Origin of the sequence: Algibacter ulvanivorans, assembly GCF_048381495.1 — a bacterium.
Lineage (GTDB): Bacteria > Bacteroidota > Bacteroidia > Flavobacteriales > Flavobacteriaceae > Algibacter_B > Algibacter_B ulvanivorans.
In genome coordinates, this window is the sequence record NZ_JBLWGD010000001.1 from 766,639 (window position 1) to 787,071 (window position 20,433).

A 20,433-nucleotide genomic window follows, 5' to 3' on the forward strand; every position below is an offset into this window, starting at 1 on the left:
TAAAAACAAGAGGTGCTATGTCAATGAAGGTTTTAGTCTTTATTTTGGTATTATTATTGATTTGTATGTATTTGTTAGAAAAAAAATACATGTAAATTCGAATTTTAAAGCAAGAAATCATGGGAATTTTAAAAACGCGTAAAAACAAAAAGTTTAGTTATACACCTCGTTATTTTGATGATAAAGGTCAAGGCAACCCATTTGAAATTAAGCATAAATTTGATGAGTTTAGAAAAACAGTTGGCCCTAATAAAGGCATAAAAGGCAAGTTTAATGATGCTTTAGATGATTTTAAAAACAACCCAGACAATACAGTAAATAAGCGTGTTTTAATTATTGTTGCAATACTTATTTTAGTTTTCCTTTTTATTATTGATTTCGATTTATCTATTTTTTTACCTAAATAATTTATGGCAGACATTATACAGCTTTTACCCGACCATGTAGCAAACCAAATAGCTGCAGGAGAAGTTGTACAGCGCCCAGCCTCTGTAGTTAAAGAACTACTTGAAAATGCTATTGATGCAGGAGCAGATACAATAAAACTTATTATTAAAGATGCAGGAAAAACCCTTGTTCAAGTTATTGATAATGGCAAAGGAATGAGTAATACAGATGCGCGATTAAGTTTCGAGCGTCATGCAACATCTAAAATAAGAAATGCCGAAGATTTGTTTCAGTTACACACCAAAGGTTTTCGTGGAGAAGCCTTAGCGAGTATTGCAGCAATAGCCCATGTAGAATTAAAAACAAAGCAAGACACCGACGATGTTGGTAACTGTTTAGTTATAGAAGGGAGCAATGTAGTTTCTCAAGATGTTGTTGTAACCCCTACAGGAACATCGGTTTCAGTAAAAAACCTCTTTTTTAATATACCAGCTCGACGAAATTTTTTAAAATCTGACGCTGTTGAATTACGTCATGTAATTGATGAGTTTCATCGTGTAGCTTTAGCACACCCTAATATTAGTTTTGCTTTATACAATAATGGTAGCGAAAGTTTTAATTTGCCTATTAGTAATTATCGCCAAAGAATTGTTAACATTTTTGGAAATAAAACAAACGAAAAATTAGTTCCTGTTGAAGAAGATACCGAAGTACTTAAGATTTCAGGCTTTGTAGGGAAACCAGAATTCGCTAAGAAAACTAGAGGTGAACAATACTTTTTTGTAAACGATCGGTTTATTAAAAGTGCATATTTAAACCATGCTATTGCTTCTGCCTTTGAAGGGTTACTTAAAAGCGGAACTCACGCTAGCTATTTTTTAAATTTAAAAGTTAACCCGCAAACTATCGATATAAATATACATCCTACAAAAACGGAAATAAAGTTTGATGACGAACATACACTTTATGCTTTATTACGATCGGCAGTAAAGCATAGTTTAGGGCAATTTAATATAGCACCAGTATTAGATTTTGAGCGCGACCCTAATCTAGACACACCTTATAGTTATAAAAGTACAGCTTCAAATACACCAAAAGTAGAAGTTGATAGAAGTTTTAACCCATTTAAAACCGAAGCAGCATCTAAGCCGCAAGCCGTATCATATAAAAAAGAACCCGCATCAAGTTGGGAAAGCCTATATGTTGGTCTAGAATCTAAAAGTAACGACTCTAAACCAGATTTTACAGAAGTTACATTTGAAAGCGAAGAGCAAACGGCAACAATTTTTGAAGACGATACCCAAGTAGAAAAAGCACAAACAACATATCAACTCCATAATAAATATATAGTAAGCACTATAAAATCTGGTATGTTAGTTATCGATCAGCATCGTGCACATCAACGCGTTTTGTATGAAGATTTTCTTAAAAACTTAACGATTAAAGAAGCTGCAAGCCAACAGTTATTATTTCCATTGCAGTTACATTTTTCACCACAAGACATTGCTATAATAAACCAATTAAAAGACGATTTAGAACATACTGGTTTTGCATTTTCTAACGTTAAAGAAGAAGCGATAGATATAACAGGTGTGCCTGTTGGTGTACCTGAAAGCGAAGTATCTATTATTTTAGAGCAATTAATAAGCGATGTAGAAAACGAAGTGCCAGATAGCCATTTTAGTGCTACCGATTTATTGGCAAAATCTATGGCAAAAAGTTTAGCAATTAAAACAGGGCAATCACTCCAAAAAGATGAACAAGAACATTTGGTTAATAAGTTATTTGCTTGTAAAGAACCCAATGTGTCGCCTACTAATAAAACAACATTTATAACAATGAGTGTTGATGAGTTAGACAAAAAATTTATATAAATATGATGCGAATTTCAGAAACCGTTAAACATTTAATAATCATTAACGTGATTATGTTTATTGGTACTTTAAGCATAGGAAATGGTAATTTGTTTTACGAATGGTTTGCCATGTATTTTCCACAAAATAGCGCTTTTAAACCATGGCAAATAATTACACACATGTTTATGCATGGTGGTGCTATGCATATTCTGTTTAACATGTTTGCGCTTTGGATGTTTGGCTCGCCAGTAGAACAAGTTTTGGGGTCTAAGCGTTTTTTGTTTTTGTATGTTTCGGCTGGATTAGGAGCTGTTTTGCTTCAAATAGGGTTTTATTATTTTCAATATTTACCAAGTTACAATACTTTAATAGAGTCGGGGTTAACATCTCAAAATATTAAGCAAATGCTAACTACAAACGAGGTTCTGGCAGGTGTATCTCAATCTCAAGTTTCATTATTAAAAGATATTTATCCAGCTTTCAATGCTTCTATGGTTGGGGCTTCTGGATGTATTATGGGAGTTATGGCTGCTTTTGGTATGATGAATCCAAATGCAGAACTAATGATGATATTTTTGCCAATACCTATAAAAGCAAAATATTTTATTCCTGGAATTATTATTCTAGATTTAATTTCTGGTTTAACAGGTCAATCTTTCTTTAGTCCAAGTAATACGGCATATATGGCTCATGTTGGTGGGGCTCTAGCGGGGTTTTTAATTATGTGGTATTGGAAAAAAAATCAGTTTAACAGAAATCGTTGGTATTAATGAGTACTCTTAATCAAGATATAAAACAAAAACTTTCTAATCTTAATGTATTAGAAAAAATAATAGTTGTAAATGCTATTATTTTTTTATTGTCTTTAATTTTAAGGGTAGATTTTATATGGTTTGAGTTGCCTAGCGATTTTTCTAAGTTTTTACTCAAGCCTTGGTCTGTAATAACTTATGCTTTTTTGCATTATGATTTTTTGCATATATTATTTAATATGCTTTGGCTATATTTTTTAGGGCGTATGTTTATAAATTTATTTAACCCTAAAATGGCTTTAAATATTTATTTTCTTGGAGCTATTTCTGGAGGTTTAATGTTTATGCTTTTTTATACGTTATTCCCTAGTGTTTTTGGTGGTAACTCAAGATTGTTAGGTGCATCGGCAGCAGTTAGAGCGTTATTAATTTTTCTTTGTGCTTATATGCCAAATCAAGACATTCGTTTTTTTACGTTTAATTTAAAATTATGGTATGTTGGAGCCGCTATTGTGGTATTAGATGTTGTTGGAGTATTTTCTGGAATACAAAATCCTGCAGGAAATGCTGGAGGGAATTTGGCGCATTTAGGTGGTGCTTTATTAGGGTATGTTTATGCTAACCAACTTGTTAAAGGGCATGATATTGGTAAAGGCTTCGAGAAAATAATGGATCGTATAGTTACCTTTTTTAAATCATCGAGAAGAGGGCCATTAAAAACGGTACACAAAAATAAAAGTAAAAGTAAAGTAGGCGGGTATACAAAAGCCGATTTTAATGCTTTTAATAACCAAAAGAAGATAGATGTTATTTTAGATAAAATTAGTAAAAGTGGTTACGATAGTTTAACCTCTGAAGAAAAAGAGTTTCTATTTAGAGCAGGTAAGTAAAACGATGAAAGGTTTAAGTTTTATAAATAAAATTATTTATTTTATAAATGTTGTTTTTACAATATTGCTTTTGCTTTCTTTTATTTTACCTTTTTTACCTCCTAAAACCTTTTCTGTGCTTTCGGTAGTAAACTTAGGAGTATCCTTTTTAATAATAATTAATGTTTTATTTTTTTTGTATTGGCTGTTTCGATTAAAAAAGCAATTTATGCTATCTCTAATAGCCTTAGTAATTGGATATTTTTCATTTGGTTCTTTATATAAGTTTTCGTCTTCTACTAAAATTAACAGCCCGCATAATATTAAAGTTATGAACTATAATGTTAGGCTTTTTAATCTTTATGAATGGATACCAGAAAAAAATATTGAAACTAAAATTATAGACTTTATTAAAGCAGAGTCCCCAGATGTTTTAAGTATTCAAGAATACCATCCGCATAAAAATATCGATATGTCTTTTTATAAATATAAATTTGAAAAACTATCGGGTAAAAAAACTAAATACGGTCAAGCTATTTTTTCTAAATTTCCTATTATCAATTCTGGGTCTATAGAGTTTCCAGATACTGCTAATAATGCCATTTTTGCCGATGTTTTAAAAGGAAAAGATACCATACGGTTTTATAATATTCATTTAGAGTCTTTACATATCGATACTAAAGTTGAAAACTTAAAAAAAGAAGATTCAGAGCGTCTTTTTAAACGTATTGGTACATCGTTTAAAATGCAGCAGTTTCAAACAGAATTGTTTTTAATGCACAAAAAGCAATGTAACTATAAAATGGTTATTTGTGGCGACTTTAATAATACAGCTTTCTCTTATGTGTATAGACAAATTAAGGGTAATTTAAATGATACTTTTAAAGAAGCGGGGAATGGTTTTGGGCGTACTTACGATTTTCAATTTTTTCCTATTCGTATAGACTTTATTTTTGCCGATAAAGCTTTTAATATAAATGGGTTTAAAGCCTATAACCAACATTTCTCAGACCATTATCCTATTATGGCAACACTTAGCTTAGAAAAGTAAATTACATGAAAGCACAGTCAACACTATCTGCTATAATATGAATAACTAATCCTAGACCAACCAATCTAGATTTTTTAGGTATACATAAAAAAATATAAAATAAAATAGCAAAGCTAGAATGGAGCGGATGAAACCCAATACTACATCTATTTGGGTTGAAAATTGGAGTTGCTAATAAATGGTCTAAATCAATCAGAATTCCAGCAACCATAACTAAATAAGCATACTTCCAATTCGATTTAAAAAAGAGTAGAGCGATAACTAAAGGCAAAAGAAAATGACAACCGTAATGTGCAAGGTTTTGTAACATTATAACGATTTTATAGTTTGCGATTCTAAATAGTTTAGAGCGTTTGGGCCTTCGTTAAATAATAAATCTAAAATGCTTAAATTTTCTATAAAACCATGTTTACTATTAAATACCTGTGTATAGTTTTCAAAATTATAAATAGGTTCTTTTTTAGCGTGAACTAAATGTCTAAAATCTGTTTTGTCTTCAAATGATTTTTGATACACTTCAGTTTTAGATGTGTTTATTTCTAACTGTAAACATTCGCAAATAACTTCAAAACATTTCAAATTAAAATCTAAAAGGAAATTGGTTTTTTCGGTAAATAAATGCTTAATTTCATCTTCGTAATACTCAAAAAAAGGCGAAGTTCTGTATGCCGAAAGTAAAGATTTCCAATGTTGGCTTTGCCAATTATCTTCATTAAAAATTTTAACATCTTTATATTTTTGGCGGTTTTTTTGCGAATGAATAACAGGAATGTTTAATCCTAATTTACCATTTGCACCATAAATATATGTGCGATTTCTATAGGTTTGTTTTAAAAAGTTATCATCCATTTCAAAAACAACATTATTTGCATTTGCAATAGCTGTAAATGTGGCAATGTTTGGAAAATATGTTGGATGAATAATAATTTTCATTTATTATTTTAGCTTGGCTTTAAAAAATAATTGAGAAATTTATTCTTTTTCTTTTTTGTGTTTTCTCCATTTATTGAATCCCATCCAACCAAATAATAAAATTAAAAACGGAATTAAATAAGATGTTGCTTTTCCTTTACCACTAACAGTTGTAAAGAAACGTTCCCAGCGAGCATTAGGAAATCCGTCCCAACTCATCCATATAAAAACGGGTTTGCCTATAACGTGGTTAAATGGTACAAAACCCCAACGTCTGGCATCAATCGAGTTGTGGCGGTTGTCTCCCATCATCCAATAATAATCTTGTTTAAAAGTATATGTATTCGATACTTCTCCATTAATTAAAATTTGATTGCCTTTTACTTGCAACGTATTGCCTTCGTACTCTGTAATAACACGTTTATATAATGGTAAAACTTCTAAGTTAATGGCTATTGTTTTTCCGGCTTCTGGTATGTATAATGGCCCAAAATTATCAATATTCCAATTGTAATTTGGGTCTTGCGGAAAAATATTTGGATCTCTAACACCTTTTTCTTGAATATTAGGCGTAATACTTGCAACGTTAGGATGATTTTTAAATTTAGCTACAGCTTCATCAGAAATGGCAGAGAAATAGTATGTGTTTTGCGCATTCATAATTCCAAAGCCATCTGTAATATCGTAACGATCTTTAACAAATTTTGGGTTAAATTGATTTGTTTTTGGTTGCACTAAATAACTAAATTGTAAGTGTGCTCTATCTGGCAATTCATTTTTCTTTCCGTTAATATATACATAGCCATTTCTAACTTCAAGCGAATCACCGGCTACACCAACACAACGTTTTACTAAGTTTGTTTTTTTATCTATAGGTTTGTAATAGTTACGTTTTGGGTTAAAATCATTCATATCCAAAAGCGTATCTGCTGGCTGATTGAATACTACAATTTCATTTCTATCTATTTTTTCAAATCCTGGGAATCTTAAATAAGGCAGTTGTAATTTATTTTTCAAAGCGGTTTTACGTGCTTCAAAATTATCGTCGAATAAATACGATTTTTTATTTAAAATCGGAATGGTGTCATGAACCATTGGAGCTGCAACTGTTGTCATTGGTACTCTGGCTCCGTAATGAAATTTGCTTACAAAAAGAAAGTCTCCAACAAGTAGAGATTTTTCTAAAGAGGAGGAAGGTATTGTAAAAGGTTGCATAAAATAGGTATGCACAATGGTAGCAGCAACAATAGCAAAAAGTATAGAACTTACCCAATCTCCTGCAGCGGTTTTAGGCTGTAAACTTCTGTTTTCTATATATTCTACTTGTGCAACATAATTAAGATAATAGTTGTAAAAACCAAGAGTTATAACGGCTAAAATAGTATCGGTTAGTGTGTTTTTGCCAAAACTTCTGGCCGTTTCTACCCATACAACAGGGAACATGATAAGGTTAACAATAGGGAGAAACAATAAAATAATCCACCACCATGGGCGGTTTATTATTTTCATTAGTACAATGCCATTGTAAATAGGAATAAAGGCTTGCCATGCTTGTTTGCCTGCTTTAGTATAAAGTTTCCAAGTGCCTAAACCATGTATAATTTGAATGATTAAGATAAAAATAAACCATTGTGTCCAAGTCATAATCTTAAAATTTTAATTTTTTGTTAGTTGTAACTATTGGCTAGTTGTTACACATGTATTAAGTATTAACCTATATTTAACACGTCGTTCATTGTAAAGACGCCTGTTTTGCCTACAATCCACTCGGCAGCAATTACAGCGCCTAATGCAAATCCTTGTCTGGTATGCGCAATGTGTTCTATATTTATAGTATCTACTTCGCTTTTGTAAGTTACGGTGTGCGTTCCAGGAACATCTTCAATGCGTTTTGCTGCAATAGGAATTGTTTTGTCTGCTGTTTCCTCAAGTTTCCAGTTATTGTAACCTTCATGATGTTTAATAACATCGTTTGCCAATGAAATTGCGGTTCCGCTTGGTACATCAAGTTTTTGTGTATGGTGTATTTCTTCCATAGTTACGTTATACTGCTTTAAAGCACTCATCATTTTGGCAAGTGTTTTGTTAAGCTCAAAAAATATATTTACACCTAAGCTGTAATTAGAGGCATAAATAAATGCTCCTTTTTTTTCATTACATAAGGCAACAGCTTCGTTATATTTGTCTAACCAACCGGTAGTTCCTGAAATAACGGGAACATTATTGTTTATACAATTAGATATGTTGTTAAATGCTACATTTGGTATGCTAAAATCTATAGCAACATCGGCTTTTGTAATGTCGTAGTTGGTATCTTCTTTATCGATAGTTAATACGACATTATGTCCACGTTTAATAGCTATCTGCTCGATGGTTTTACCCATTTTTCCATATCCAAGTAATGCTATATTCATCTTTTTATTTGTTGTTTATTGCCTTATGGGCTTAAAATTTAAAGTTTAGAGTTAGTCCAAGGTTGCTTGAAGCATCAAACTCATTTAATTTATAGTGTGGTGCTAAAGTTAAGTTTTCGTCTACATTATATTGTAGTAGGTGTGCGTCAACATTAGCATCAATAATATTTAAAGCGTAAAGTCCAAGAGTTACTAAAAGCGATATTTCTTTATTTCTTCGATAAAATTTTTGAGCATCTTCAAGTTTTTCGGTAGTAACCCTAGGCGTTGCTAGTTGGTTGCCTTGGGCGTCTAAATAAAACTCATCGTTTGTAAAGCCAGCCAACCTACTTTTGTAAGCATCTCTGTATCTGTTGTATTCTTTGTTGTTGTTTATGTAGAAATAAATACCTGTACCTATAGCGCCATAAACAATTGGTATTTTCCAGTACTTTTTATTGTAAGCTTGTCCTAAGCCTGGTAAAATAGCCGAATAGAAAGCGGCTTTGGCAGGAGATAGCGGGTTTATAGGTTTACTTGGTTTTATTACAGAATCTATTACTACTTCTTTGGGTAGTTCTTCTTTTTCGTTCTTTTTTTTGTTTTGCGCAAAAGAAGAAAAACAAAGTAAGCAAGCTATTACTCCAGTTATTAGGATTTTATTTGGAATCACCTTGAACTAATTTTTTTATACGGTTAAAATCTTCTTCAGAATGAAAAGGTATCGTAATCTTTCCTTTTCCGTTTTTAGAGATTTTAACGTCAATTTTATGTCCAAAGTATTCAGAAAATGCAGTTATACCTTTTTTAACAAACTTTGGCATGTTGTCTTCTTCAGGTGTTTTTAATGTTTTTTCTGTATTTCCTGAAGTATTAAAATTGCGAACTAGGTTTTCTGTTTCTCTAACAGATAGTTTTTTAGATAGAATATTTTCGTAAATATCTAATTGTTCACTTTGGTCTTCAATGGTAATTAAGGCGCGCCCATGTCCCATAGAAATAAAACCGTCTCTCATGCCAGTTTGAATAATTGGGTCTAGCTTTAACAGTCTTAAATAATTAGCAATGGTAGAGCGTTTTTTCCCTACGCGTTCGCTCATTTGCTCTTGTGTTAAATTAATCTCATCAATTAAACGTTGGTATGATAGAGCAATTTCAATAGGATCTAAGTCTTGGCGTTGAATATTTTCTACCAATGCCATTTCTAACGATTCCTGGTCGTTTGCAATTCTTACATAAGCAGGAATGGTTTCTAAACTTAATAGTTTAGAGGCTCTAAAACGGCGCTCTCCAGAAACTAGTTGGTATTTGTTTAAGCCTAATTTCCTAACGGTAATGGGTTGTATAATACCTAGTTCTTTTATGGATGAAGCTAACTCGCGAAGCGATTCTTCACTAAAGTTTGTTCTTGGTTGAAACGGGTTAACTTCAATAAAATCTAAGTCTAACTCAACTATATTGCCAATAACTTTGTCGGCATTTTCGTCTTGTGCCGATTGTATGTCGTTACTTGGGTCTTTTAATAGGGCAGATAAGCCTCTACCTAAAGCCTGTTTTTTAGTTGCCTTAGCCATAATTAAGCGTTTTTATTAATGACTTCTTTTGCCAAACTTAAGTAATTGTTGGCACCTTTACTACTTGCATCGTAATTTATTATACTTTCACCATAACTTGGTGCTTCACTTAATCTTACATTTCTCTGAATAATGGTTTGAAATACCATATCGTTAAAATGCTTTTGCACTTCTTCTACAACTTGGTTAGATAGTCTAAGGCGTGAATCGTACATGGTTAATAATAATCCTTCTATATCTAATCCTGTGTTGTGTATTTTCTGAACACTTTTAATAGTGTTTAAAAGTTTACCTAAACCTTCTAGCGCGAAGTACTCGCATTGAATTGGTATAATTACAGCATGGGCAGCTGTTAGTGCGTTTAGTGTTAATAACCCTAGTGATGGAGCACAATCTATTATTATGTAATCGTATTCTTCTTGTATATCTTTTAATGCTTTTTTTAGCATATATTCTCGTTCATCTTTATCTACAAGCTCAATTTCTATAGCAACAAGATCGATATGAGCTGGTATAATATCTAGATTAGGAGTTTCGGTTTTAACTATAGCTTCTTTAGCCGAATTGGAATGTTCTAGAAGTTGATAGGTTCCAAGCTCTACAGATTCTACATCTATTCCTATTCCAGAAGTTGCGTTGGCTTGAGGGTCTGCATCTATAAGTAGTACTTTTTTCTCTAGAACACCTAGTGATGCTGCTAAGTTAATTGAGGTTGTTGTTTTACCAACACCTCCTTTTTGATTAGCAATTGCAATAATTTTGCCCATGTATGATTTGGTTTTATAGAGTGTAAAAATACGATTATTTATGAGTTTAAGAAATTGAAGTTGTTAACAAATGTGATTAATCTTTTAGGGATTAGGTTTTAAGTAAAATACGATGTTTTTCGTATTTATTTTTTTTAGCACGAGTATATTTTTGGCTATTATAAAATTTAAATAGATATGAAATTAAAAATGACTTTACTTTCCCTTTTTTGCATAGTTTGTGTAAATGCGCAAAAATGGGTTTCTACCTTACCACCAAATCCGGAACAGGTTTTTAAAAGTGCCGTTGTATATGGGTACATAGACGATTATATTTATGCTTCTGGTAATGATGGTGTGCAGTATTATACCATTTTATTTTTTCTTCTGATAAAGGGAAAATGGTATTATCAGGCCATTACAACAATGCTTTAAAAGTTACTTCTATAATAAATTTAAAAAAATTAGAAAAGGGAGTTTATATTTTACAAAGTAGTAAAGGTTTTACTAAAAAAATTGTTCTGTATTAATTTATGCGTTTAATTTTTTGGCAAAGCGTACATAAAAAATGTATGCTTTGCTATTTATTCTATTAAAATTTCTAAAATATTAATGGCAGCATCGCTAATTTTTGTTCCTGGACCAAAAACAGCCACAGCTCCAGCATCAAATAAATATTGGTAATCTTGTTTAGGAATTACACCACCAACAATTACCATTATATCATCACGGCCATAGTTTTTTAAAGCTTCTATAACTTGCGGGACTAAAGTTTTGTGTCCAGCGGCTAGAGAGGATACACCTAGAACATGAACATCGTTTTCTACGGCTTGTTTAGCGGCTTCTTGTGGGGTTTGAAAAAGTGGGCCAATATCTACATCAAAACCAACATCGGCATAGCCTGTAGCTACAACTTTTGCGCCTCGATCATGGCCATCTTGTCCCATTTTAGCAATCATAATTCGTGGGCGTCTGCCATCTTGTTCGGCAAATTTATCGGCTAATTCTTGAGCCTTTTTAAAGGATTTATCGTCTTTTATTTCTTTACTATACACGCCAGAAAATGATTTAATTTGAGCTTTATATCGTCCAAATGCAAGCTCTAAGGCATCGCTAATTTCACCTAAAGAGGCACGTTCGCGAGCTGCTACAATAGCTAAAGCTAATAAATTTTCTTTTGTTGTGCTTGCTGCTTCTGTTAATTTTGCTAGTGCAGCTTTTACTTTTTTAGGGTTTCTTGTGGCTTTAATATTGTTAAGGCGCTCTATTTGTGCGTTTCTAACCGTTTGATTGTCTACTTCTAGTGTAGAAATAGGCTCTTCCTCTTTAAGTCTATATTTGTTAACACCTACAATTATATCTTGTCCCGAATCTATTCGAGCTTGTTTTCTTGCAGCAGCTTCTTCTATTCTAATTTTAGGGATACCAGCTTCAATGGCTTTTGTCATGCCTCCTAGAGCTTCAACCTCTTCAATTAAACTCCATGCTTTTTGTGCTATATCGTGGGTTAATTTCTCTACATAATAACTGCCAGCCCAAGGGTCTACTGTTTTTGTAATTTGCGTTTCTTCTTGTAGAAATATTTGAGTATTTCTGGCTATTCTAGCCGAAAAATCGGTTGGTAAGGCAATAGCTTCGTCTAGAGCATTGGTGTGCAGACTTTGGGTGCCACCAAATGCTGCGGCGGCAGCTTCGATAGTAGTTCTGGCTACATTGTTAAATGGGTCTTGTTCTGTTAAACTCCAACCCGAAGTTTGACAATGTGTGCGTAATGTTAATGATTTTTGGTTTTTGGGGTTAAATTGTTTTACCAGTTTAGCCCAAAGCATTCTAGCGGCTCTCATTTTGGCAATTTCCATAAAATGATTCATGCCTATAGCCCAGAAAAAAGATAAACGAGGGGCAAAAGTATCGATATCCATGCCTGCTGCTAAGCCTTTTCTTATATATTCTAAACCATCGGCTAGGGTGTAGGCTAACTCAATATCGCAGGTTGCTCCAGCTTCTTGCATATGATATCCAGAAATACTTATGCTGTTAAATTTAGGCATGTTTTTACTGGTGTATTCAAAAATATCTGAAATAATTTTCATAGAAGGCGTAGGTGGGTAAATGTATGTGTTACGCACCATAAATTCTTTTAAAATATCGTTTTGAATAGTGCCAGCTAACTGTTCGGGCTTTACACCTTGTTCTTCGGCAGCAACAATATAGAATGCTAAAATGGGCAATACAGCGCCATTCATAGTCATAGAAACCGACATTTTATCTAATGGAATTTGGTTGAAAAGAATTTTCATATCCTCAACCGAATCTATGGCAACGCCTGCTTTGCCTACGTCGCCAACAACACGCTCGTGATCTGAATCGTAGCCTCTATGCGTTGCCAAATCGAAAGCAACGGATAGGCCTTTTTGTCCTGCTGCTAAATTTCGTCTGTAAAAAGCATTGCTTTCTTCAGCCGTAGAAAAGCCTGCATATTGCCTTATTGTCCAGGGTCTGCGAACGTACATGGTACTGTATGGGCCTCTTAAGTTTGGTGCAATACCAGCAGCAAAGTTTAAGTGTTCTATGCCTTCAATATCTTTTTTAGAATATGTAGATTTAATATCTATATCTTCAGCAGTTTTATAAGTAGGCGTGTTGGCTTGTTTACTTTTAAAGTCTGTGTTTAATTTGATATGTTGAAGGTTTTTTCTGTTCATGTGATTTTAATGATTATGTCCGGCATGAGGGTCTGCAGCTGGTTTTTCTATAGGAGGAAGTTTATTGAAATCTACACCTTGTTCTGGTTTCTCTAAATTTATTTTAGAGAAATCAATATCAAACATTTTAGCATAAAACAGATCTAGAGCAATGTATAAGGCTAAGCTTTTGTCGTTTACAGCATTTCTGTGTTTGTTAGCAATTGCGGGGCCAAATAATTTAGGAGACATGCTGTTTGTAGAAAGTAACGCATTTAATGTTGTTTTTACATTGTTATCGTTAATTGTGTTAGATATACATTGTAAAACTGTGCTTTTATAATTTAAATGGTTAGTATCCCATAGGTTTTTTTCGCGTTTTAGGGCGTTAAATACATTAACGGTGTGTTTAGAAACAATGTCTTCAGGTTTTAGTCTTCCGTAAACAGAATTTCTTATTATTTGAGAATAGGCTCTGTCTAGCCTTGGGTTTTTTTGGTTGGCTTTATTGTAATGTTTTGTTATATCATCTTCAAAACTATAAAGCGCTTCGTTTAATAATTTAGCGTTTGCACCTTCGCAGGTAAAGGCTATAGGTTTATCGGCATATTTATAGTTAGAAAAAGTATCTTCTTTTTTACAACTAAATAGAGTAACGGTTAGTAAAAATGCTATAAGTGTATTTTTAATTTTCATTTTGTAATCGGTTTTGTTCTGATTGTTCTGATAATCTGTGTTCTATTATAGGTTCTATTAGTGTTTTTCTAGGGTTGGTTTTAACAAATGGGTAACGTTCTAATTCGTTTTTCATTTTATCATTGGCATTTGGGTGTTTGTTGGTGCCAAGTAAAACTTTTTCTCCGCTATTAAACTGTTGCTGCTCTTTTAAAGCACTTTCTTTAATTTTTCTTTGAATGGTTCCTTGTTTTAACTGATTTAAAAAACCACCATTGTTTTCAATGTTTTTAAATAGTTCTAAAGCATTTTCTGAAAGTTGTTGAGTTAAGCTTTCAATATAATACGAGCCATCTGAAGGGTTGTTAACTTTATCGAAATAGCTTTCGTGCTTTAAAACTAAAAGTTGATTTCTGGCAATACGCTCTCCAAATTCATTGTTTTTATGGTATATGGAATCGTACGGTAAGTTGTTAATGGTATTAGCGCCACCTAAAATAGCACTCATACACTCTGTTGTGGTGCGTAACATGTTTGTATTATAATCATACAATGTTTTATTGCGTTTGGTAGGTGTTGCTATAATATGGCAATTGCTGTTTGCACTGTATTGTGTTGCAAGCGTATTCCAAAGTAATCTTAGTGCTTTTAATTTAGCAATTTCAAAAAAATAATTTGTCCCTACCGAAATATTAAAAATAGCATTTATAGATTGTAAATTATTGCCCGAGTTTTCTAGTGTATTTAAATACTCGTTAGCATGGGCTAACGCATAGGCTAATTGTTGCGTTATATTAGCTCCTGCATTTTGATAAAGCGATGTGTTTACACTAAAATAAGATGAGGTTTTTATAGCAGCCTCGAAGCGTAACATATCGTTTTTTAAACTTGAATACCAATTGCCTGTTTTTGCAAGTTGCCCAATTGTATCTGTTAGAGTTTTAGCATTAGGTATTTGTTTGTGTATTTTTTGAATGAATTTTTCTGAAAGAAACTGCGTTTCAAAATATAATTGAGTTGTGCTTATATTAATATTTTGGGTTAATTTTTCTATTGATGTATTTTCTGAAGGAATAATAAATTTAATACTTTCGGTACCTTTATTTATAGCTTCAAGGGCTTTTGTGTTAGATTTTTCAACATTTGAAACAAAAATGGTTTGGCAAATTTTCCATTGTGATGCTTTTGTGTTTGATGTGTTTGAGGTTTCAATAACATCATCAGAATTATAAAAAGGCTTAATATTAATCCCTTCATTAGATTTCCAAATAAGCGCATCGTTATAATTGGCGCCTTTTAAATCGAATTGAATTTTTTGTTTCCATTGTTGAGTGGAAACTGGGTTAAACTCATCAAACAAATTATTATTCATCTTTTTTTGTTTTTATGCTATCTTCATACTCAATAATGTAAATTTCTTCATTATCGCGTTTCATATAATATGCTTCTCTAGCAAATTTTTCTAAACCTTCTTCTGTGCTTAATTTTTTTATGTCTTTTTTGTCTTTTTCTATTTCCTTTTTATAGTAGTCTTTTTCGTTTTCTAAATCGTTAATTTCTGTGTTTAATTCATGATGAATAAGCCATGAATTAGCATCGAAAAACAACATCCAAACCCCAAATACAACAAGTATAAGAATAAAAATATTTTTAAAAGGTTTTAAGTATTTGTTGTTAAGAGTCATGTTATAGTTTTTCTGTTATAATAGTTTTAACTATATCTATGGCAACTGTATTGTGTTTGTTGTTAGGTATTATAATATCTGCATATTCTTTCATAGGTTCTATAAATTGGTTATGCATGGGTTTTAGTGTGTTTTGGTAACGTGTTAAAACCTCGTCTAAATCTCTACCTCTGTCTGATATGTCTCGTTTTAAACGTCTTATTAAGCGCTCGTCACTATCGGCATGAACAAAAATTTTAATGTCAAACATATGTCTAAGTTCAGGATTGGTAAGTATTAAAATACCTTCAACAATCATAACTTTTCTGGGGTGTGTTAAAATAGTATCGCCAGTTCTATTATGTTTTACAAAAGAGTAAACGGGTTGGTGAACGGGTTTGTTGTTTTTTAACTCTTTTAAGTGGCTTGCTAGTAAATCGAAATCTATGGATCTAGGGTGGTCAAAATTTATTTTAACACGCTCATCATAAGATAAATGTGTGGTGTCTTTATAATAAGAATCTTGAGATATTATGCCAACTTCGCCTTCAGGAAGTTCGTTAAGTATTTTGTTTACAACAGTAGTTTTTCCGCAACCTGTACCGCCTGCAATTCCTATAATTAGCATGTTTGTTAGTTTTGATTTTAATGAAACAAATTTATGATTTATTATTTGTAAAATTTTTAAAGAGAATAATATTTTTTAAAAGTGTAAAAAAGAGTTGAAAAATAATTTTTAATGTAAAAGAAAACTCTATATTTGCATCCTGTTACAAGATAACCAATTTTTCGGGGTGTAGCGTAGCCCGGTTATCGCGCCGCGTTTGGGACGCGGAGGTCGCAGGTTCGAATCCTGCCACCCCGACTTTTTAACAATTATTAAAAGCCTAAAATTATATAATTTTAGGCTTTTTGTTTTTATAATTGTTATGTAGTAGAAATTTAGTATTTCTTAAAATAAAAGGAAGTATTACGTAAATGTATTTGCTTTATAGTAATATAGTTTGGTGTAAAGCAAGGTTTTTTATATTAAACTACTAAGTCTACTTGCAGCTTGTTCGGCAGTTATATCTCTTTGAGGTGAACCAAACATTTCATAACCTACCATAAATTTTTTAACGGTTGCACTTCTCAATAAAGGCGGATAAAAACTCATGTGCCAATGCCAATGTTCATTTGGTTTTCCGTTAGTGGGCGATTGGTGAATACCGCTAGAATAAGGAAAAGGGCATTCAAATAATTTATCGTAAGCTTTTGTGATTTTTGAGATAGCATCAGCAAAAGCTAAGCTTTCTTTGTTGGTGAGTTCTGCAATGTTTTTTTTGTGTTTTTTAGGAATAATCATGGTTTCAAAAGGCCAAATAGCCCAAAAAGGAGTTATTACAGCAAAATAGTTGTTTTGATAAATAATACGCTCGTTAATTTCTAGTTCTTGATCTAGATAGGTTTTTAACAAGCTGGTTTTGTTTTTTTTATAATAGGCTTTTTGATTTTTGTCTTTTTTTAAGACCTCGTTAGGAAGTGTTGATTGACTCCATATTTGCCCATGCGGATGCGGATTACTACACCCCATTACTGCGCCTTTATTTTCAAAAATTTGCACATAATTAATCATTGGGTTAGAGCTTAAATTTATATACTCTTTTTGCCAAGTTTTAACAACTTTGTTTATGTTTTCAACATCCATATCTGCCAAACTTTTAGAGTGATCTGGGCTAAAACATATCACTTTACAAATACCTTGCTCGCTTTTGGCTTTAAGTAAGCCTTGGTTTACAGAAAAAGTGGGCGATGTGGCTTGTAAGGCTGCAAAATCGTTAGTAAAAACAAAAACATCTTTATAGTTAGGGTTTTCTTCTCCATTTATTCTTTTGTTTCCAGCGCATAAATAACAATTTGGATCATGGGTTGGTCTTGGTTCATTAAAAACTGTTTCGTTTTGTCCTTGCCATGGCCGTTTTGCTCTATGAGGCGATACTAAAACCCACTCTCCAGTAAGTATGTTAAATCTTTTATGTGAGTAATCTTGTAGATTAGTGTTCATTTTTGTTTTTATTCTATTATTTATTTAACTACTTGAGTGCCTTGAGACAGCTTTACATTATATACAGAGCAGTTTTTATTGAAAACTTTTTTAAATTTTTTTGAAACCTCTTTTTTGAAGTTCTTAAGTTTATCTTTTTCAACGATATTAATGGTGCAACCACCAAAACCTCCACCCATCATTCGTGATCCAATTACATGAGGGTTTTCTTTGGATAAATCAACTAAAAAATCTAATTCGGTACAACTTACTTTGTAATTTTTACTTAACCCTTCGTGCGATTGGTATAGTAAATTGCCTAATGTTTTTATATCATCATTTTTTATGGCTTCAGAAAATTGTTTTACGCGGTTGTTTTCATTAATAACATAAAGTGCTTTTTGGTAATCATCATCAGAAATATTATTCTTAATATTAATAAGATCTTCTTTTGATGCGTCTCTTAAAGCTTTTATATTTAATAGGTTTGATACTTTTTCGCAGACCTCACGTCTGTCGTTATAAGCGCTTTCAGATAAATCATGTTTTACATTACTGTTTATAAGCATTAATGCGTGGTTTTTTAAATCTATTTTATGAGGTATAGATTCTAAAGACCTACAGTCTAATAATAGCGCGCTATTTTTTATGCCAAACATACTAGCGTATTGGTCCATAATACCACATTTAACGCCTGCAAAATTGTGTTCTGCTTTTTGCGATATTAAAATCATATCGTTTTTCGATAGTTTTAAGTCAAACAAATTGTTAAGTGCAAAGACAAAACTATTTTCTAAAGCAGCGGACGATGATAAGCCAGCTCCACTAGGAATGTTACCAGCAAAAACTCCATTAAAGTTACCAATGTGTTTGCCTAATTTTTGTAATTCTGCAATAACGCCTAAAATATAATTTCTCCATCCTCCATTTTCAATAGGTGTTATATTTTTGATGTTGAAGGTGTAGGTTTCGTTCATGTTTAAAGCAAAAACTGTGGTAGTACTAGAATTGGTTTTGTTAATGGCTAAAGCAATGCCTTTGTTTATTGCAGCAGGAAAAACAAAGCCTTCATTGTAATCTGTATGTTCTCCAATGAGGTTAATTCTACCAGGCGAAAAAACCAATAAAGGCTTGGTTTTAAATTGGGTTTTAAAGCTACCTTTTACTTCTTTAATTAATTTTTTATTCATGAGTTCGTTTTAAGCAAAATAGATATAAACACCAATTACTATGATGCAGATAGCGATACTAGTTTGTTTGGTGTATTTCCAAGGTGTAATATCTACTTGTTGTGTGTATTCTTGTGTGTATTCTTCTTTTCGTGGTTTTAGCTTTCCTATCCACAGCATAATAACGACGTTAAGTATAAATAAAATAGCCATAACATCTAAGAAATGTGGGTATGCATTAGCTTCAATTAAAGATAAAGCAGACTCGCTAGTAACTCCTGTTGCTTTAGCATTTGTAATAGCTTTATTGATAAAATATGGTTGTAATATAAATTGACTAATAATATATAATAAACAGCCAGAAATTAAACCTATTTTGGCAGCAATAGCAGGTACACGTTTTGTTAAATATCCAACAACTATTATAGTTAAAATAGGAATACTGTAAATGCCATTAATTTCTTGTAGGTATGCAAATAAACTTCCTGCGTTTGCAATAAGTGGGGCAATAAACATTGAGGCAATGGCTAGTATAATACCAAAGCTTTTTCCATATTTTACAACCGTTTTTTCGTCTGCATTTTTGTTAATATGCTCTTTATAAACATCAATACCAAATAATGTTACAGAACTATTTAAAACACTATTAAATGAGCTTAAAATAGCTCCAAATAGCACAGCAGCAAAGAAACCCACCCAAGTACTAGGAAGTACTTTTTTTACTAACATTGGGTAGGCTGTATCTGCACTTTCTAAATTGCCTTGAAATATATGATATGCAATTAAACCAGGTAATACAACAATAATGGGGCCAAGAATTTTTATAAATGAAGCTAATAGCAAGCCTTTTTGTCCTTCTTTTAAATTTTTAGCACCAAGAGCTCTTTGAATGATTTGCTGGTTAGTACCCCAGTAAAATAATTGTACTAGCATCATGCCTGTAAATATGGTGTGAAATGGAACTGGGTCTGATGGTTTTCCAAGAGATTTAAATTTATCTGGATTTTCGGTAGTTAAAATTGAAAGACCATCTAAAAGATTTCCGTCTCCAATCATCATTAAACCAAAAATTGGGATTAATATCCCTCCGGCTAAAAGCCCAACAGCATTAATGGAATCTGAAACGGCAACAGCTTTTAGACCACCAAAAACGGCATAAATAGAACCTATAATACCAATACCCCAAACACAAATCCAGATAGATTGTGTATGTGTAACTCCAAGAAGTTCTGGGATATCGAACATGCCGCTAATAGCTAAAGAACCAGAATACAAAATTACTGGTAGTAAAACCACTACATAACCCGATAGGAATAAAACAGAGGTTAAGGTTTTTGTTGTTAAATCAAAACGTTTTTCTAAAAAACCAGGAACGGTGGTAAGACCTCCCTTTAAATATCTAGGCAATAAAAAAATGGCAGTAACTACCATAGCTATGGCAGCCAATGTTTCCCAGACCATAACAGATAATCCGCTTTGGTATGCTGAGCCGTTTAGTCCAACAATTTGTTCTGTAGATAAATTGGTAAGCAGTAGTGATCCTGCAATAACACCAGCGGTTAAACTTCGACCGCCTAAAAAATAGCCATCGGATGATGATTCTTCGGTACCACGTGTTTTTAAATAGGAAATAATAGCTACTATAGCTGTAAATCCAATAAATGTTAAGAATTGCATA

At 32.4% G+C, this 20,433-nt stretch carries 21 protein-coding genes and 1 tRNA gene; 7 read left to right on the forward strand and 15 right to left on the reverse strand.

What is annotated here, in order from left to right:
• The first annotated feature begins 119 nt into the window (after positions 1–119).
• The 5 genes from ACNG5D_RS03580 to ACNG5D_RS03600 all read left to right on the forward strand — a co-directional run bounded on the left by ACNG5D_RS03580 (position 120) and on the right by ACNG5D_RS03600 (position 4,915).
• Positions 120–407: a riboflavin synthase subunit beta gene (locus ACNG5D_RS03580; RefSeq protein ID WP_418182117.1), complete on the forward strand. Its 288-nt coding sequence runs from the start codon at positions 120–122 to the stop codon at positions 405–407.
• Positions 408–410: 3 nt separating this feature from the next.
• Positions 411–2,261 (forward strand): DNA mismatch repair endonuclease MutL, encoded by a 1,851-nt coding sequence (gene mutL / locus ACNG5D_RS03585; protein WP_418182118.1) that lies wholly within the window; start codon positions 411–413, stop codon positions 2,259–2,261.
• A gap of 2 nt (positions 2,262–2,263) precedes the next feature.
• Positions 2,264–3,013, forward strand: a complete 750-nt coding sequence (locus ACNG5D_RS03590; protein ID WP_418182119.1) for a rhomboid family intramembrane serine protease — start codon at positions 2,264–2,266, stop codon at positions 3,011–3,013.
• On the forward strand, positions 3,013–3,885 hold the full coding sequence (locus ACNG5D_RS03595; protein ID WP_418182120.1) for a rhomboid family intramembrane serine protease: 873 nt from the start codon (positions 3,013–3,015) through the stop codon (positions 3,883–3,885). The genes ACNG5D_RS03590 and ACNG5D_RS03595 overlap by 1 nt, the downstream gene beginning before the upstream one ends.
• Before the next feature lie 208 nt (positions 3,886–4,093).
• A complete protein-coding gene (locus ACNG5D_RS03600; RefSeq protein WP_418182121.1) occupies positions 4,094–4,915 on the forward strand; it encodes an endonuclease/exonuclease/phosphatase family protein in 822 nt (273 codons plus the stop codon).
• 1 nt (position 4,916) lies between these two features.
• On the opposite strand, the gene ACNG5D_RS03605 is transcribed toward ACNG5D_RS03600, so the two are convergent.
• The 7 genes from ACNG5D_RS03605 to ACNG5D_RS03635 all read right to left on the reverse strand — a co-directional run bounded on the left by ACNG5D_RS03605 (position 4,917) and on the right by ACNG5D_RS03635 (position 10,561).
• A complete protein-coding gene (locus ACNG5D_RS03605; RefSeq protein WP_418182122.1) occupies positions 4,917–5,225 on the reverse strand; it encodes a DUF6122 family protein in 309 nt (102 codons plus the stop codon).
• Positions 5,225–5,848 carry a WbqC family protein gene (locus ACNG5D_RS03610; protein ID WP_418182123.1) on the reverse strand — a complete coding sequence of 208 codons (624 nt, stop codon included), beginning with the start codon at positions 5,846–5,848 and terminating at the stop codon, positions 5,225–5,227. The genes ACNG5D_RS03605 and ACNG5D_RS03610 overlap by 1 nt, the downstream gene beginning before the upstream one ends.
• A gap of 39 nt (positions 5,849–5,887) precedes the next feature.
• The gene (gene lepB, locus ACNG5D_RS03615; RefSeq protein ID WP_418182124.1) at positions 5,888–7,471 is read right to left on the reverse strand and encodes a signal peptidase I; all 1,584 of its coding nucleotides are present in this window, start codon (positions 7,469–7,471) and stop codon (positions 5,888–5,890) included.
• A gap of 65 nt (positions 7,472–7,536) precedes the next feature.
• Positions 7,537–8,241, reverse strand: a complete 705-nt coding sequence (gene dapB / locus ACNG5D_RS03620; protein WP_418182125.1) for a 4-hydroxy-tetrahydrodipicolinate reductase — start codon at positions 8,239–8,241, stop codon at positions 7,537–7,539.
• A 31-nt stretch (positions 8,242–8,272) separates the two neighbouring features.
• Positions 8,273–8,890: a DUF5683 domain-containing protein gene (locus ACNG5D_RS03625; protein WP_418182489.1), complete on the reverse strand. Its 618-nt coding sequence runs from the start codon at positions 8,888–8,890 to the stop codon at positions 8,273–8,275.
• A complete protein-coding gene (locus tag ACNG5D_RS03630; protein ID WP_418182126.1) occupies positions 8,880–9,794 on the reverse strand; it encodes a ParB/RepB/Spo0J family partition protein in 915 nt (304 codons plus the stop codon). The genes ACNG5D_RS03625 and ACNG5D_RS03630 overlap by 11 nt, the downstream gene beginning before the upstream one ends.
• 2 nt (positions 9,795–9,796) lie before the next feature.
• The gene (locus ACNG5D_RS03635) at positions 9,797–10,561 is read right to left on the reverse strand and encodes a ParA family protein (RefSeq protein ID WP_418182127.1); all 765 of its coding nucleotides are present in this window, start codon (positions 10,559–10,561) and stop codon (positions 9,797–9,799) included.
• 177 nt (positions 10,562–10,738) lie between these two features.
• Here ACNG5D_RS03635 and ACNG5D_RS03640 point away from each other — a divergent pair, with 177 nt between their 5' ends.
• The gene (locus ACNG5D_RS03640) at positions 10,739–10,975 is read left to right on the forward strand and encodes a hypothetical protein (protein WP_418182128.1); all 237 of its coding nucleotides are present in this window, start codon (positions 10,739–10,741) and stop codon (positions 10,973–10,975) included.
• A 149-nt stretch (positions 10,976–11,124) separates the two neighbouring features.
• Here ACNG5D_RS03640 and scpA read toward each other — a convergent pair whose 3' ends face one another.
• Genes scpA through udk form a run of 5 tightly spaced genes read right to left on the reverse strand, consistent with a single transcriptional unit; the run spans position 11,125 to position 16,191 of the window.
• Positions 11,125–13,245, reverse strand: coding sequence for a methylmalonyl-CoA mutase (scpA, locus tag ACNG5D_RS03645; RefSeq protein WP_418182129.1), 2,121 nt, complete (start codon positions 13,243–13,245; stop codon positions 11,125–11,127).
• Positions 13,246–13,251: 6 nt separating this feature from the next.
• On the reverse strand, positions 13,252–13,920 hold the full coding sequence (locus tag ACNG5D_RS03650; protein ID WP_418182130.1) for a hypothetical protein: 669 nt from the start codon (positions 13,918–13,920) through the stop codon (positions 13,252–13,254).
• The gene (locus ACNG5D_RS03655; protein WP_418182131.1) at positions 13,910–15,271 is read right to left on the reverse strand and encodes a methylmalonyl-CoA mutase subunit beta; all 1,362 of its coding nucleotides are present in this window, start codon (positions 15,269–15,271) and stop codon (positions 13,910–13,912) included. The genes ACNG5D_RS03650 and ACNG5D_RS03655 overlap by 11 nt, the downstream gene beginning before the upstream one ends.
• The gene (locus tag ACNG5D_RS03660; protein ID WP_418182132.1) at positions 15,264–15,584 is read right to left on the reverse strand and encodes an FtsB family cell division protein; all 321 of its coding nucleotides are present in this window, start codon (positions 15,582–15,584) and stop codon (positions 15,264–15,266) included. Before ACNG5D_RS03660 ends, ACNG5D_RS03655 begins: the two co-directional genes overlap by 8 nt.
• 1 nt (position 15,585) lies before the next feature.
• A complete protein-coding gene (gene udk, locus ACNG5D_RS03665; protein WP_418182133.1) occupies positions 15,586–16,191 on the reverse strand; it encodes a uridine kinase in 606 nt (201 codons plus the stop codon).
• A gap of 162 nt (positions 16,192–16,353) precedes the next feature.
• On the opposite strand from udk, the gene ACNG5D_RS03670 reads away from it, so the two are divergent.
• Positions 16,354–16,428: transfer RNA gene (locus ACNG5D_RS03670), tRNA-Pro, on the forward strand.
• A 159-nt stretch (positions 16,429–16,587) separates the two neighbouring features.
• On the opposite strand, the gene ACNG5D_RS03675 is transcribed toward ACNG5D_RS03670, so the two are convergent.
• The 3 genes from ACNG5D_RS03675 to ACNG5D_RS03685 are packed head-to-tail and all read right to left on the reverse strand — an operon-like array spanning position 16,588 to position 20,432.
• Positions 16,588–17,607, reverse strand: coding sequence for a UDP-glucose--hexose-1-phosphate uridylyltransferase (locus tag ACNG5D_RS03675; RefSeq protein WP_418182134.1), 1,020 nt, complete (start codon positions 17,605–17,607; stop codon positions 16,588–16,590).
• A gap of 20 nt (positions 17,608–17,627) precedes the next feature.
• A complete protein-coding gene (galK, locus tag ACNG5D_RS03680) occupies positions 17,628–18,776 on the reverse strand; it encodes a galactokinase (protein ID WP_418182135.1) in 1,149 nt (382 codons plus the stop codon).
• 9 nt (positions 18,777–18,785) lie between these two features.
• A complete protein-coding gene (locus ACNG5D_RS03685; protein ID WP_418182136.1) occupies positions 18,786–20,432 on the reverse strand; it encodes a solute:sodium symporter family transporter in 1,647 nt (548 codons plus the stop codon).
• Position 20,433: the final 1 nt, after the last annotated feature.